Origin of the sequence: Aciduricibacillus chroicocephali, from assembly GCF_030762805.1 — a bacterium.
Lineage (GTDB): Bacteria > Bacillota > Bacilli > Bacillales > Amphibacillaceae > Aciduricibacillus > Aciduricibacillus chroicocephali.
This window is the reverse complement of sequence record NZ_CP129113.1, coordinates 2,227,090-2,242,241: the sequence shown is the minus strand read 5'-3', so window position 1 is coordinate 2,242,241 and position 15,152 is coordinate 2,227,090. Positions and strand designations below refer to the sequence as shown.

Sequence of the window (15,152 nt, the reverse complement as noted above, 5' to 3'; positions counted from 1 at the left end):
AATGAAAAAGCTATATTTTATTCTATTTATCATTTGCCTAACGACTTTTGGTCTTGTGGGCTGTAGTTCAGGCGACAAAGCCAAAGGAAGTGAGAAAGAGGAAACAAAGGCGAAGAGTGAGAAGAAGGAAGAGTCTTTCAAAGATGCCAAGGAGTATAGAAAACTGAATGAATATATGGCAGAGCATACAGGCGGCAAGGTTAAGGTGCTCCATGAGGATGGGAAGACGAGAGAACATGATCTCGATCAGTTGAAGGTAAAGCTCGAATCATACGAAGTAGTGAGTCTGAAGGACGTTGGGGAAGAGTTTGCTAGAGTTTTTGATAGTGAAATCGGTGGAAGGCTCGTTGTTGCTCGATTTACGATCCATAATGCAGGTAAAAAAGATATCTATTTTATACCTGCGTTTAGTCTGAAGAATAGGCAGGTTGATTATAGCAAAAGAAATGAAGACATGTTTCTGCCAACAGCCAAACAGATTGCTGCGAAATTCGATCGGGATAACGCATATGTAGTGAAGGCGGGAGAAACTGTGACAGGTTATGAGGCTTACCCGCTTACAGAGGAAGTATTTAGTGAGTCAACTGCAATACTGGATGTGCCCTTAGCGATGAAAAAGAAAGATGATTATAAATCAATATTTGGTACGCAAGGGAAGTTTCATATCAGCTTAAATGAAAAAGGTGCCAAGAAGCTTGCGCATAATTCAGCTTTCTATGAAGATAGAGTAATTGCAGAGGATATGGGCGATAAGAAGATGCTCAAGGAGAAAAAGGGGATCAACGAGAAAGCAAAGCTGGAAGATATAGAGGTAACGTTGAATGGCTATCAGTTTACAAAGTTCAGACCAAATAGGGAAACGGGAAAGAGATTCAACGAATTCAAGCATGGCATGGTTCTCCTGACGGCTGAGTTTACTATTAAGAATGGTGGAAAGCGTCCGGTCAGGTACTTCAATTCTACTTTGCATATGAATAATAAGACTCAGACAGCCCGAAATGAAATAATCCTTGATAACAATTTGTCAAATGAGCCTTTTAAAAGCGGTGAATCGAGAAAGATGCTCCAAGTCTATACACTTGATGAAGAAATGTATGAAAAGATACTGAAGGAAAAAGAATTCGAAATCGAATTCGGTCCACTTTACTATGATGGAAAAGGGAATATTTTGGGTAAAGACACAGTGAAATTCCCGTTACCTAAATAAAGAGGCGGCATGGGGCTTTCACTAAGTCAAGCGAGACAGCAGTCGCTATAAGAGAATGTCACTGTCCGTAAATCGGATTAAAATACCGAGCAAACAAATGGCTTGAGGTCATTGGTTTGCTCGGCTTTTTTTGCTCATTAATTAATTTTTATCAAAATTAGATAATTATTTATTGATTATCGATAAATTTCAGGTTAAAATCAAAACGAATATAAATGGTGAGGTGCTTCTGAATGAAAATACTCTTCTTGAGAGTAGCTATTATTGCAATTGGGGTTCCAATTCTGGCCTTATGCATTTTCCTATTGCCTAAAATCGCAATAGAAGCCATTGGGCAGCTAACAACAAGTGGAGCGAATATGGCTTATGTGGTACTCGGTATTTTATTAATTATGTACATATCTGCAATTCCATTTTATCTTGCATTGTATCAGGGGTTAAAATTACTGAATTACATCGATAGGAACGAAGCTTTCTCGGAGCTTTCTGTGAAGGCTCTGAGGAAAGTCAGGAACTTCTCCGCAGTAATCAGCGGTTTGTATATTTTGGCGCTGCCATTGATTTATATTGTTGCTGATTGGGACGATGCACCAGGACTATTATTGATTGGAATGGTCATTATCGGATCCTCAATGGTTATCGCAGTCTTTTCCGCTGTCCTCAAAAAACTGCTGCAAGAGGCAATTCGCATTAAAACAGAAAATGATTTAACAGTCTGAGGTGAAGCAATGGCGATTATAGTGAATATCGATGTAATGCTCGCTAAGCGGAAAATGAGTGTAACAGAACTGTCGACAAAGGTTGGAATTACGATGGCAAACCTTTCAATTCTAAAAAATGGCAAGGCGAAAGCAATTCGTTTCTCGACATTGGAAGCAATCTGCGAGGCACTGGATTGCCAGCCGGGAGATATTCTAGAGTATGAGAAGGATGAGGATAACTCGGAAAGCGAGATCGAGATAAGCTGAACATACAGTATTTATTTTTAAAGTGAAGATAGACCGTTATAAAAGCTGGAAGATTGCGAGGGATCACAATGTCAATGAAAATACCTTTTTTTAAAAGTAAACAGCCGGAGAAATTTAATCAAGCATCAGATGAAAAGGTTCCGGATCATATAGCGATTATTATGGATGGGAATGGGCGCTGGGCACAGAAACGAGGCATGCCGAGATTTCTAGGTCATAAAGAGGGAGTCACTGCCGTCATGAAAATCGTCAAGGCTGCCTCTCAGCTTAAAGTTAAAACACTCACCCTCTATACATTTTCCACGGAGAACTGGAAACGTCCGAAGGCTGAAGTAGATTTCATATTAAAGCTTCCGAAGCAGTTTTTGCATATGTATTTGCCAGATCTTGTTTATAATAATGTCCGTATTGGTACAATTGGTGATATGGAAAAACTACCTGACCATGTATGTGAACCTTTACAATATGCGGTTGATCGGACTAAAGACAATGATGGCCTGCAGTTGAACTTTGCACTTAATTATGGTGGTCGGGATGAAATTCTGCATGCCATGAAGTCAATGTTTCAAGATATGAATGATAAGAGCTTATCAATGGATGAATTGGATGAGCAGCAGTTCGCGAAGCATTTGTATACAGCTGGCATACCAGAACCGGATTTGCTTATTCGTACTGGTGGAGAGAAACGTCTCAGCAATTTCCTTCTTTGGCAGCTGGCATATGCTGAGCTTGTGTTCACTGATGTGTTATGGCCGGATTTCTCGGAGGATGAGTTCCTGCTAGCAATAAAGGAGTATCAGCAGCGTCAGAGAAGGTATGGGGGAATATAGTAGCCGCTCAAGAATGCGTGATGCTGTGTATTGTAAATACTTCTAACAGATAAGACGGGGCTGAGACATAGCTAAAAATGCCTGTATAAAAGACGAAAAGTGGATAAAATGATAATAGTTAAGAGTAAGCCACCGCTACGAAAAGAATGCTCGCTTTCCTGTGGGCAAGCACTGAGCCACTGTGGCGCAAGCGCCTCACAGTCTCAGTACGCTTGTTCTTCCCACGGGAGTCTCGCATCTTTCCTCCGCTATGTCTGGTGTTCTATCCAGATTGCAGTGGAGGGCGACGACTCCAACGGGAATAGCATGAGTTGAAGATAATATTCCAAGGCGTTCTTTGCCTGGAATTTAGCTGAAGCCATGCCCGTGGAAAGCGTTCGCCTGCAACGAAAATCCGGCGGGTTACAACCGGTGAAATTCTATACTCGAAATGAATAACCCGAACTAAGGCAAAATTTTCTTTGCATTAGTTCGGGTTCTCTGTAGGCTAAGATACTTCTGTTCCCAGCCCTGTTATTCTTACAAGACAAAAGGTACCACACCGATTACGCTAGTAATAATACCGAAAAAGAGGAAGATGGAAATGAGAAGGTAGTATGGCCATCCGGCTTTGACCTGGTGTTTCTCAGGTTTGTCCATATGATAATATATTTTGACTTGCTCACCTTCCTTGAAACGAGGAGGGTTGCTGCCCATTTTGGAGCGGTGGATGATCGTTTCGCCTTCCTTGGTTGTATATTCAAGGACTGGGTTGTACATTTTTTCTGAATAGACTGGTCGGATGTTTTCAATAATCGTTGCAGTTGTTTCGGCAACTCGTATATTTTCACGGAATTGTCTGCGCCGTAAGATGATGATAAGTGGTACTGTAAGCATAATCATACCGCTTATTATGCTGATTAATCCTAGAAGATGTGACGTTTCCAATGTATTACCACCTCTTGTTCTGTTTGAGTGGATTTTAGCATTTTTACTGCAATGTGGTAAGAGGCGAAAGAGGGATTGGTCATATTTCTTTACGAATAATAACTTTTTATATAAGAAAACAGGGGCCTTGTTTGAACTCAAGACCCCTGTTTTTTAATTTTTATAAGCTTGCTTATACTGCTCAAACTCTCTCTCTGAGCAGAGAACAAAATGATCAGGCGCCACTTCGCGCATTTTCACTTCTTCGCCTTCTTCATAGGCGTGCATCTTCGGATCATAGGCTTTACGCTTGCGAGTCCGCTCGTAATTCGGATCCGGGAGCGGAATTGCTGATAGCAATGACTGCGTGTACGGGTGCATCGGATTCCGGTAAAGATCTTCGGAGCTGGCGAGTTCGACCATCTTGCCAAAGTACATGACGCCGATGCGGTCACTGATGTACTTGACCATGGACAAGTCGTGAGCGATGAAGAGGTAAGTGAGCTGTTTTTCCTTTTGCAGCTTCTTCATCAAGTTGACGACCTGTGCCTGGATTGATACGTCCAATGCGGAGATTGGTTCATCGGCGATGATGAATTCCGGATTCACCGCAAGAGCACGAGCAATTCCAATTCTTTGGCGCTGGCCGCCAGAGAATTCATGCGGGTAGCGGTTCGCATGGTCTCGATTCAAGCCGACTGTTTCCAATAGCTCGATGACTTTATCAGCACGCTCTTTCTTGGATGACGCAAGGCCGTGGATATCAATGCCTTCAGCGACGATATCATTGACCTTCATGCGTGGATTCAATGAAGCGTACGGATCTTGGAAAATCATTTGCATATTCTGATGGAGACTTTTCAGTTCTGCTTTTGATTTCTTCGCATGAACGTCTTTTCCTTCATATAATACTTGGCCGCCTGTCGCATCATAAAGTCCGATTATCGTTCTGCCAGTAGTGGACTTGCCACATCCGGATTCTCCAACGATCCCCAATGTTTCTCCTCTGTAGATATCAAATGAAATATCATCTACTGCACGAACTTCATTGGAACTTCCTACGTTGAAGTATTGTTTAAGATTTTTAATTTCGAGCAGCTTTTCTTTTTCAGCCATTTAAAACCCACCTTTTTCAAACTCAGCCATTCTGTCTTTAATCTTCTGCGGAGGCTCATATGCAGGAGCATCGGGATGGAGAAGCCAAGTTGCCGCATAATGTGTATCTGAGACTTTGAACATCGGCGGCTGCTCTTCCAGGTCAATCTTCATAGCATAAGGATTTCTCGGTGCAAAAGCATCGCCTTTTGGCGGATTCAACAGATCAGGCGGTGTTCCTGGAATGACATAAAGCTCATCTTCTTGTTCGTCGAGTGAAGGCATGGAACTGATGAGTCCCCAAGTATAAGGGTGCTTTGGATTGTAGAAAATTTCATCGACTGTGCCAACTTCAACGATTTTACCTCCATACATAACGGCGACACGATCAGCGACATTCGCAACAACGCCGAGATCATGGGTAATGAAGATGATTGACGTTTCAATCTGCTTCTGCAAATCCTTCATTAAATCAAGCATCTGAGCTTGGATCGTTACATCAAGAGCAGTCGTCGGCTCATCGGCAATGAGTACTTTTGGTGCGCAAGCAAGAGCGATTGCGATAACTACACGCTGTCTCATACCACCTGAGAACTGATGCGGATATTGCTTCATACGGGCTTCTGCATTTGGGATGCCAACCATTTTCAACAATTCAAGTGCACGGCTTCTTGCATCATGTCTGCTCATGTTCTGATGTTTAAGCAACGGTTCCATAATCTGTTTGCCGACTTGCATTGTTGGGTTTAGAGAGGTCATTGGATCCTGGAAGATCATAGAGATGTCTTTACCGCGGATCTTTTGCATTTCTCTTTCAGAAGCAGTCACGATATCTTTGCCGTCAAAGAGAATCTGCCCTGACTTGACCTCAGAACTACTCGTAGGCAGCAGGCGCATGATAGATTTCGTCGTTACGGATTTACCCGAACCCGACTCACCAACGATAGCGAGCGTTTCTCCTTCGTACAGGTCAAAATTCACACCGCGAATTGCTTGTACTTCACCAGCAAAAGTGTGAAAGGATATATTCAAATCTTTGACTTCCAATATTTTTTTTCTCAATAGTTTCACCCCGTCTATTAATCCCGCATTTTCGGGTCGAATGCGTCTCTGAGTCCGTCACCAATCAAGTTCGTTGTAATCAAGATAATACAGATTACGATACTCGGTATGATCATTAGGTGAGGCAGGAACTGGAACGTCTTGTATCCATCTTCAATCAATGTACCGAGTGAGGCTTTTGGTGCCTGTAAGCCAATTCCGATGAAGCTAAGGAATGCTTCGAAAAAGATTGCACTTGGAATGGTGAACATCGTGTTGATGATGATGACACCAGTAAGGTTCGGCAAAAGGTGTTTGAAGAGCAGTCTGTTGTTCTTCGCTCCTAGTGTGCGTGAAGCAAGGATGTATTCCTGATTCTTCAGTTTCAATACTTGTCCGCGCACGACCCTTGCCATACCGATCCAGCCGGTTATGACCATTGCAATCGTAATTGAAATGATGCCGGGATTCAGGATCAGGAGCATGAGAATAACAACGATAAGGTTTGGAATGCCTGAGATGACTTCCAGTATACGTTGCATCACGTTATCGACTCTGCCGCCTCTGAATCCTGAGACGAGTCCGTAAATGACACCGATCAGCATATCGATTACAGCTGCCAAAAGAGCAATATATAGTGAGACTCTAGTTCCAACCCATACACGGGAGAACAGGTCACGTCCGAGACTGTCTGTACCGAACCAGTAATTTTCCTTTACATTGTTCTGTGCATAGACATCTGTCTCTACACCGCCGACATCCATCTTTCCATCGAATATGCCCAATTTCTCAAGCCCTGGAATTTTTGGCGGGAGATTGGCTTTCGTTACATCTTGATGGTACGCATCATAATGGGAAAGATGTGGTCCAATGAACGCCATGAGGACAACGAGCAAAAGCAGAACGGCACTGACAAGAGCTGCTTTGTTCTTCCGTACACGAAGCCAAGCGTCTTTCATGAAGGAAAGCTGTGGCTTGGCAATGACCTCATTGTCACCAGTGGAATGTGGGGCCAGTTCGAACATGTCTTTAGATATAGGATCGTTTGTGTTTCTCATTTCTTAGCCCCTCCTGCCAATCTGATTCTAGGGTCAATGATTCCATATAAGATGTCGACAATCAGAACGATGACTGTGAGCAGTACAGCGAAGAAGATTGTCGTACCCATAATGATCGGGAAGTCATTCGTTGTAATTGATTTAACAAATTGTTCACCAATACCAGGTATTGCGAAAATCTGCTCAACAACCATGGAACCTGTCATCAAACTTACAGCCATCGGTCCCAATACTGTAATGAGTGGGATGAGTGCATTGCGGATAGCGTGTTTGATGGCGACTTCCATACGTGAGTTACCTTTTGCTTTGGCGAGTGTAATGTAATCGGAGCTCAGCACTTCAATCAATTCCGTTCGCATGAAACGCGCCGCAGTCGCAACAGGGAAAATGGCTAACGCGATAGTCGGCAAGATTGAAGAGGCGAATCCGTCCCAGGAGGCTACAGGCAGCCATCCGAGTTTAACACCGATATAGTATTGCAGAAGTGCTGCGAATACGAAGGAGGGGATGGATTTGCCTAGCACTGCTAGGAATGTGCTGCCGTAATCAATCCATGTGTTCTGGAACATTGCGGCAAGGACACCGAGTGCGATACCGACAATTGTACCGACAATCATCGCCTGGAAGCCCAATTGCAGGGAAGGTCCGATGCGACTTTTCAGAAGGTCTGTAACGGGCTGATTGTCAAACTGGAATGAATTACCGAGATCACCTGTCGCGACATTTTTCATGTAATTCACATATTGAACGGGAACAGGCTTGTTCAGGCCATATTTTTCATTCAGAATTTCTCTCTGTTCAACGGATAGTTTCTCTTCATTCTGAAAAGGTGTACCCGGCAGGAACTTCATAAGAAAGAAAGTGAATGAAGTGATCACAAATAGGGTGATGATCAAGTAGACGACACGCTGGGCAAGGTACTTCACCATAATTCTTTATCCTCCTTATCCAAATGGAAAAGTTTAAATTTTCAAAACAAGAGGGTGTAAAACAGGGGAAAGAGAGTATTTTTGCAAATACTCTCTTTCGCCAACGAACTGTTATGTGACTTAATTATTATTTTTCGATCTTTACGTTTTTAAGAGTGTAATCTGGTCCAAAGAGGTGTTCCTCGAAATTCTTGACAGATGGCTTGATTAGAACCAAGTGACCTCTTTGGTAAATCGGTGCGATTGCTGTATCTTCTTGGATAAGAAGTTTCTCAGCTTCAAGCAATTTTTCCCAACGCTTCTCAGAATCGTTCGCATACTTGACTTTGGCGTCTTCGATTAGTTGGTCATACTTTTTGTTAGAGTAGCTTGCCTGGTTGTTTCCGCCGTCTGTGACATATAGATCAAGGTATGTCATTGGATCAAGATAATCGGCACCCCAGCCAGCCATTGAAATGTCATAGTCCTGCTTCTGAGTTTTATCAATGCGGACTTTGAAAGGTACGTTAGAAAGCTTAAGCTTCAAACCTTTAAGATTAGTTTCTAGCTGATTCTGGAAGAATTCGCCTGTCTTCTTAGCTGTTTCTGTATCGTCACTCAAGTAATCAAGTGTCAATTCTTTCACGCCAAGTTCTTTCAGACCTTTCTTCCAATATTCTTGAGCTTGTTTCACATCATAGGACATCAAGTTTCCGCTTTCTTCACGGAAGTCTTTGCCTGATTTAGGACCATTCGCAAGGCCGCGCGGCACAAGACCGTCACTTGTAATAGAACCATTTGAAAGAACTGTGTCTACATATGCTTTCTTATCAAATGCCATCGCAAGAGCTTTACGGATATTTTTGTTTGCAAGAGGTGTTTCTTTACCATCACGCTTCATATTGAACTTGAGGTACCAAGAGCTGCTTTCTTCAAATGTAGAAGCTTCTTTATTATTCTGATATTGCTTAGCGTACTCTGCTGATAGAGCGGCTGTACGATCAGCCTTTCCAGTGTTGTACAAGTTGACTGCTGTATTCGGAGTCTTTGCAACTTGGACGTTAACCTTATTAAGGTTTACCTTGTCTTTATCATAGTACTTGTCATTCTTTACATAGCTCCATGTAAGACCAGAACCGTTCCAGTCTTTAAGAACGAATGGACCGTTTGCAATCATATTGTCGCTGTTTGTACCGTATTTGCCTTTTGTCTGTTCAAAGAACTTCTGATTCATTGGCAAGTATGTACCGAATGCTAGCAATGAATCAAGATAAGGTACTGGGTGTTCCAATGTTACTTTCAAAGTGTTGTCATCAGTTGCTTCAACACCGAGCTCTTCCGGTTTAGCTTTGCTGTTCATGATTTTGTCTGCGTTTTTAACTACATCAGAGAACATATATGCATATTCCGCACCTGTAGCAGGATCGACAGCTCTTCTCCAAGCGAAGACAAAATCTTTTGCTGTTACCGGATCACCATTGGACCACTTGGCGTCTTTCTTGATTTTGAAAGTATATTCTTTACCATCCTTGCTTACCTTTGGTTTACCGTCAGATAGAGCAGGGACTGGCTTGTCATTTTTGTCCAAAGCATATAGGCCTTCCATAGTCTGACCTAAAACGATGAAGCTGGCTGCGTCAGTAGCGAGTGCAGGGTCACCTGTAGGAATCTCAGCAACTTCAATCATATTGAATTCCTTCTTGTCCTTAGATCCTTCCCCTTTTTTATCACTGCTGTCCTTCGAACCTGAGGAACAAGCAGAAACGATTAATGCCAAAGCAATCAAAAGAGTCATAAAAACTAATTTTTTCGACTTTTCCATTTGTACACCCCTTTTTAATTGTTACTAACTTACTGAAAATAATTATACTATATTTTAATAGTATGTAAATAAAAATAATTTGTCATATTTCCAATAGATAACTAACATCGACAAATTTCTTGTAATTATGTCGAATAGAACTGTATGCGCTTTCAAATTATGGACATTGAATGTCAGTCAGTATATACCACTTATTGGACATTTATAAGCCTGCTTGCCAGCAAAATTTCTTTTATTATATAGTGGGGAAAAATGCACTATAATGAATGGTAGTTAATAAAGAGGCAGGAGGAGCTTCGTTTGTCATTGAAGAAACTAGTCTTATGGATTGCTATTTCGCAAGCAGCAGTTCTAGCTGCTTGCTTCATCTTTTATAAAGGGTTGACCCTTTTGGTATATACAGATGTGTCATTTATGGCAGGAATCCTGCTTGTGCTCATTTCTCTATTCGGATTTGTAATTAGAGGGGGATTCTTTGATATCGTGTTTCATAGTTTTCAAAGTTTTTTTGGGAAGATGGAAGGGGAGGAACGAAGAAGGCTCTCTGAATTGATGCCACAAAGTTATTTGTACCCGTTTATAACGGGATTGGTCATGCTGTTTGCAATGGCTGTTGCACTTTACTTCTATTATTAAAGAGAAAAATAGAAAAGCCCCGGCCTATAAAAGGTCGGGGCTTTTGTCTATTACCGTATATTCGCGATAATGCCTTGCACATCATCGAGTTCAAGCCGGATTGCTGCAGAGGAAGGATCCTCATCAAGCGTTTCATCAATCCAGAATCGGATTGCCTGGATCATCTGATGATGGGAAAGGCTCATCTTGCCGCGTTCATAATAAGCTTCAGCTGAGAAACCGAGCTGGTCGTCATAGGCAAGTTCAACTTCCACATGTCGGGGCTCGATATGCTTCTCATCAGCGACATAAAGACAAATCGCATTTGTTACGTCTTGCTCATCCATCGTTAGTTTCTCCAATGATTCGCATCCTCTCTGTGTCGCTTCTTCATTCTCATTGCTGCGAAAATGCTACGCACGATGTTAATGATGAACACAATTGCAATAATATTGATTAGCAATCCGAGGAATGAGCCGAATGCGCCCATGTTGCCAAGGAATCCACCGAAGAGCATACCAGCTAGGCCACCGATGAAGAGACCTTTGGCGAAACCACCGGAGAAGAATCCGCGTCTTTGGTTTGTTGCAGTTGATGTAGATTTATTGTTATTCGTTGACTTATTGTAATTGGAATTGTTTTGTTTCGGTTGCTGGTTGTATCGCTTTGGAGTCGGACTGTAACTGCGTCTAACAGATTTATAACCTCTTGCTTCTACTTTTTGTACGTGATCTTGGACAAAGATGGTGCCAACCGGTGAAATCGGCGACAAGATGAATGTCAGCGCAATCAAGCAAGATAAGATTTTTTTCAAAATGTTTTCCCTCCATTTAAATGGCACTTAAAATAGTGGCCTATTAATATTATAAAACAAAACGCTTACAAAAGATAATGAATTGCTGTAAAAGTCGCTGGAAAATGGGTTGGAATATTGGCTATTCCTGCTTTGAAATAACGCTAAAAAAAGTGGATTGCCAAAAATTATGAAAACTTTTGTTGAATTGGAAGAAAACCCTTGTAAACTATGTTTAATCAGTTATGATAGGAAAAAGTTGTATTTTTCAAAAACAGTATATGTATATGGAGGAGAAGCTTTGGATAGAACAGGCCGTATTCAATTATTATCAATTACAATGGTACTCAGCCTTATTTTGGGCCTTATGCTTCCTTTTGCACCTAGTAAAGTCGCAAAAGCTGAAGAAAATGATTCTGAACTCATCAATCAGGCTGCTGAAGTCAAGAGTGGAGATTCTATTGAAGCTACATTTGATAAGCCGGGCATACGCTGGTATGTCTTCAAACCGAATCTTAATGATATTAAGAAATTCACTCATGTAGAACTGAATTTGAAAAGCAAGGACCTATTGAATATATCAATCTATTCAAGCAAAAAAAATGCTCTTGAAGAGAAGACATTCGGTCAGTATAGAGCGGGTACAGACTATTCAATGAAACCTGCAGAGGTTGCTTTCCCTTATGCATGGGACGGGCCTTATTATATTAAAGTCGAGTATTTCGGTAAAGCCGAAATTGAAGAAATAAAGTCACCTGAAACTACACCTGATTCTAATGCAGAGTCAGAGACTAACAAGGATACAGTAACAACTGAGCAAGAAGAGGTAACGTCCGACACTGAAGAAGAACTGGACCTTTCAACAACTTATACACTTTCAGTGAAAGATGTGAAGAAACAGCCTGCAAAAGAGGATGAACTCTCAAGTTGTCCTGTGGAAATGAGTGCTGCGGCGAAGAAAAGCGGCGGCAAAGCATTGCTGCAGTCAATCCGTCAGTTCCGTGATGGTACTTTAGCCAAATCACAAGCAGGCCGTGAAATGTCTGCTCTTTATTACAAGGCAGCACCATTTGTTATGGTGAAGGTCGCAAAGGATTCAAATGCAAGAGATCGTGTATACAAAAACCTTATGACATTACAGCCACTTATTAAGGATCTGAACAATAATGGCTTGGACAGCAGCTATGTTATTAGCAAGAGCGAACAGGCTGCAATCGAAGAACTATATAATTTTGTTGCAGACGCATCTCCTGGAATCTTGAATAAAGAAATGCAAAAGCTTGCGAATAAAGCTGGAATCAAGAGCTTGGCCGGTGACCAGGCTGCGTCGACGATGACGAAGATGGGAGTTAAGCTTTCTGGTGGATCAGGAACAGGCGGTAAGCTCCTCATTAAGATGAAACCGGGTAAATCTGTGGACAGCATATCTGCAGCACGTTCTGTAAAAAGCTATAACGTTTCCAAAGCAGAGCCGGTAGATGAAGATGATACGATGCTGAAGGACCTGTATGTATTCGATTTGGAAGAACAGCTGCCAAAGGGAATGAGTGCAAAAGCTGTTTCTGCAACTGCTACATCAGCTGCAAAGCAGATAGAAGCGCTGCCGGAAGTTGAGTATGTTGAAAAAGCACAGAAGTATCAAGTTCATTCTGAGGACATTCAGTATTCTTATCAGTGGTCACTCTCGAACAGAGGACAAAATGGTGGCACAAATGGCGCAGATATTCGGAATGCAGCCTTGCAGAACCTAGTTAATAAACGCAATCTGAAACAAACGGTCATCGCTGTTGTCGATACGGGTGTTGACAATTCGCTGACTGATTTGAAGAACTCTGTTGATATGTCTATCGGCAAGAACTTCGTAGATCCAAATGAACCTGCTACAGATGATTACGGACATGGAACACATGTGGCTGGTATCATCGCAGCTGCTGCTAATAATGATTACTCAATGGCTGGTATCAACCAAAAAGCCCGCATCATGCCTGTAAAGGTCTTGAATGCAGCAGGATTTGGTGATACAGAAGAGATTGCTTATGGTATCAAATATGCGGCAGATCATGGCGCTAAAGTAATCAACTTGAGCCTTGGCGGTGAATACAGCCGAACGCTGGAATATGTATTGAAATATGCCTATTCAAAAGGTATTATCATCGTCGCGGCGAGCGGTAATGAAAACGTACCTGAACTGAGCTACCCAGCTGCTTCCAAGTATACAATTTCTGTTGGTGGTACGAACTCACTTGACGTCGTATCAGACTTCTCCAACTATGGAAATGCTTTAGATCTTGTGGCGCCTGGCTCTAATATTCCAAGCCTTGTACCGAATGGAAATGTCACATATATGAGCGGAACGTCCATGGCGGCTCCTCATGTTTCAGCGACAGTCGGCCTCATGCTTTCACGCAATCCGAAGCTGAAGTTTGCTGATGTTCGTACAGCACTGAAAGAGACAGCGAAAAAGAATACGTTCGTTCCTTCAGAAGAGCCGGAAGAATTCTCTGGGGAATACGAAGTGGACAAAGATGGCAATCTAGTGGAAGTTAAGCCGGATGTTCCGGCGGGTTCGGATATGCATGCAGGCTTCGGCAGATTGAATGCATATAATGCTTTCAGTGCAGTCGACCTTAATGTGAAGTTGAAACCAGTGCTTGATAATCGAAGAATCATAACTGGAACAGCAGTCAAAGGTGCCAAGGTCGAAGTGAAAAAAGGTAAAACAGTCTTGGCAAAGGGCACTGTAAATACTAAAGGGGCCTTCTCGATGAAGATTCCGGCTCAGACGAACAAGACAGAGCTTTATGTAACAGTATCTGCTGGAGATGTGAAGACGACAGTTCGAACTTACGTCGCAAAAGGAAAAGCACCTGCCTCTCCGAAAGTGAACAAAGTGACGAATAAGTCGAGCTATGCAACAGGAACAGCTCCACTTGATACAAAAGTCGTACTGACGAACAAGTCGAAAAAGGTTATTGCTCAAGGTGCGGTGAATTCCAAAGGTCAGTTTAAATTGAAAATGGCTAAACAAAAAGCGGGCACAGTCCTTTATGCGAAGAGTGTAGATCCTGCAAAACGTAATAGCAAGCAAGTGAAAGTGACAGTAGCCAAAGCGAAGTAATGATTTGCGTCTTCCTCTATGAATAATAGGGGGAGGCGTTTTTTGTTGTTCGGAGTGAAGGGGTCAGCGCTATATTTTACTTTCATGCACTGCATAAAAGAACACCCTGATTGGCTTAATGCCAGTCGGGGTGTTCTATACGTTCGCAAGCTTGGTCACCTTCTCGGAAATGATTTTTCCACTATCTAAGTAATAGATCCGATTGGCGAGATTTAGCGCTTCATCATGCTGGTGGGTCACGAGCACGATCGGAATTTGCCATTCTTTATGGATACGCAACAGTTTTTCATAAGCACGCTCGCGTGTTTTTTCATCCAATGCGGAAAATGGTTCATCGAGAAGGAGGAGATCGGGTTCTGTAGCGAGTGCACGGGCAAGTGCGACACGTTGCTTTTCACCGCCGGATATTGCCTTTGGATATTGTTTTGCAAGATGGGTAATATTCAATTGCTCCATCAGTGTCTTTGCAAATTCCTCGTTTTTCATGCCATAGATGATGTTTTTCCATACGGTCATATGTGGGAATAGTGCATAGTCCTGAAAGAGATAGCCGACGCGGCGCTGCTGGACAGGAAGGTTCGTTTTTCCTTGCTGGAACATGGTTCGGTCTTTCAATGTAATATGACCAGCATCTGGTTTTACAAGGCCTGCCAGACAATTTAGGATAGTCGTTTTGCCAGAACCAGATGGGCCGAACAGAGAGATGATATCGGCGGATGTCCGAATGGCAACATCGAGTGTGAAATGAGAGAGTTTCTTTTTGATCGCTATGTCGAGCATAAGGCATCCTC

The 15,152-nt window shown here is 42.4% G+C and carries 15 protein-coding genes; 6 read left to right on the top strand and 9 right to left on the bottom strand.

Going from position 1 to position 15,152, the window contains the following annotated elements; all coding sequences use genetic code 11:
* Position 1: 1 nt before the first annotated feature.
* The 4 genes from QR721_RS11625 (at position 2) to uppS (ending at position 3,005) form a co-directional block, all read left to right on the top strand.
* A complete protein-coding gene (locus QR721_RS11625; RefSeq protein ID WP_348027136.1) occupies positions 2-1,207 on the top strand; it encodes a DUF5068 domain-containing protein in 1,206 nt (401 codons plus the stop codon).
* Positions 1,208-1,440: 233 nt separating this feature from the next.
* Positions 1,441-1,926: a DUF2975 domain-containing protein gene (locus QR721_RS11620; protein WP_348027134.1), complete on the top strand. Its 486-nt coding sequence runs from the start codon at positions 1,441-1,443 to the stop codon at positions 1,924-1,926.
* A 9-nt stretch (positions 1,927-1,935) separates the two neighbouring features.
* Positions 1,936-2,175: a helix-turn-helix domain-containing protein gene (locus tag QR721_RS11615; RefSeq protein ID WP_348027132.1), complete on the top strand. Its 240-nt coding sequence runs from the start codon at positions 1,936-1,938 to the stop codon at positions 2,173-2,175.
* 68 nt (positions 2,176-2,243) lie between these two features.
* Entirely contained in the window at positions 2,244-3,005 is a 762-nt protein-coding gene (gene uppS, locus QR721_RS11610) for an undecaprenyl pyrophosphate synthase (RefSeq protein WP_348027130.1), read from the top strand.
* Between the two features lie 519 nt (positions 3,006-3,524).
* On the opposite strand, the gene QR721_RS11605 is transcribed toward uppS, so the two are convergent.
* The 6 genes from QR721_RS11605 to QR721_RS11580 form a co-directional block, all read right to left on the bottom strand.
* The gene (locus tag QR721_RS11605) at positions 3,525-3,932 is read right to left on the bottom strand and encodes a DUF3592 domain-containing protein (protein WP_348027128.1); all 408 of its coding nucleotides are present in this window, start codon (positions 3,930-3,932) and stop codon (positions 3,525-3,527) included.
* Between the two features lie 153 nt (positions 3,933-4,085).
* Positions 4,086-5,027, bottom strand: coding sequence for an ABC transporter ATP-binding protein (locus QR721_RS11600; RefSeq protein ID WP_348027126.1), 942 nt, complete (start codon positions 5,025-5,027; stop codon positions 4,086-4,088).
* Positions 5,028-6,068, bottom strand: coding sequence for an ABC transporter ATP-binding protein (locus QR721_RS11595; protein ID WP_348027124.1), 1,041 nt, complete (start codon positions 6,066-6,068; stop codon positions 5,028-5,030).
* A 17-nt stretch (positions 6,069-6,085) separates the two neighbouring features.
* Positions 6,086-7,105, bottom strand: coding sequence for an oligopeptide ABC transporter permease (opp3C, locus tag QR721_RS11590; RefSeq protein WP_348027122.1), 1,020 nt, complete (start codon positions 7,103-7,105; stop codon positions 6,086-6,088).
* Positions 7,102-8,034 carry an oligopeptide ABC transporter permease gene (gene opp3b / locus QR721_RS11585; RefSeq protein WP_348027120.1) on the bottom strand — a complete coding sequence of 311 codons (933 nt, stop codon included), beginning with the start codon at positions 8,032-8,034 and terminating at the stop codon, positions 7,102-7,104. The genes opp3C and opp3b overlap by 4 nt, the downstream gene beginning before the upstream one ends.
* A gap of 127 nt (positions 8,035-8,161) precedes the next feature.
* Positions 8,162-9,835, bottom strand: a complete 1,674-nt coding sequence (locus QR721_RS11580; RefSeq protein ID WP_348027118.1) for a peptide ABC transporter substrate-binding protein — start codon at positions 9,833-9,835, stop codon at positions 8,162-8,164.
* Between the two features lie 300 nt (positions 9,836-10,135).
* Between QR721_RS11580 and QR721_RS11575 the strand changes: the two genes are divergently transcribed.
* Positions 10,136-10,471, top strand: a complete 336-nt coding sequence (locus tag QR721_RS11575) for a DUF3899 domain-containing protein (RefSeq protein ID WP_348027116.1) — start codon at positions 10,136-10,138, stop codon at positions 10,469-10,471.
* Positions 10,472-10,521: 50 nt separating this feature from the next.
* On the opposite strand, the gene QR721_RS11570 is transcribed toward QR721_RS11575, so the two are convergent.
* Both QR721_RS11570 and QR721_RS11565 read right to left on the bottom strand, forming a co-directional pair.
* Positions 10,522-10,812 (bottom strand): DUF2653 family protein, encoded by a 291-nt coding sequence (locus tag QR721_RS11570; RefSeq protein ID WP_348027114.1) that lies wholly within the window; start codon positions 10,810-10,812, stop codon positions 10,522-10,524.
* Positions 10,800-11,264, bottom strand: a complete 465-nt coding sequence (locus tag QR721_RS11565; protein WP_348027112.1) for a hypothetical protein — start codon at positions 11,262-11,264, stop codon at positions 10,800-10,802. Before QR721_RS11565 ends, QR721_RS11570 begins: the two co-directional genes overlap by 13 nt.
* Positions 11,265-11,544: 280 nt before the next feature.
* On the opposite strand from QR721_RS11565, the gene QR721_RS11560 reads away from it, so the two are divergent.
* On the top strand, positions 11,545-14,361 hold the full coding sequence (locus tag QR721_RS11560; RefSeq protein WP_348027110.1) for a S8 family peptidase: 2,817 nt from the start codon (positions 11,545-11,547) through the stop codon (positions 14,359-14,361).
* A 135-nt stretch (positions 14,362-14,496) separates the two neighbouring features.
* Here QR721_RS11560 and QR721_RS11555 read toward each other — a convergent pair whose 3' ends face one another.
* Positions 14,497-15,141 (bottom strand): sulfate/molybdate ABC transporter ATP-binding protein, encoded by a 645-nt coding sequence (locus tag QR721_RS11555; RefSeq protein ID WP_348027108.1) that lies wholly within the window; start codon positions 15,139-15,141, stop codon positions 14,497-14,499.
* Positions 15,142-15,152: the final 11 nt, after the last annotated feature.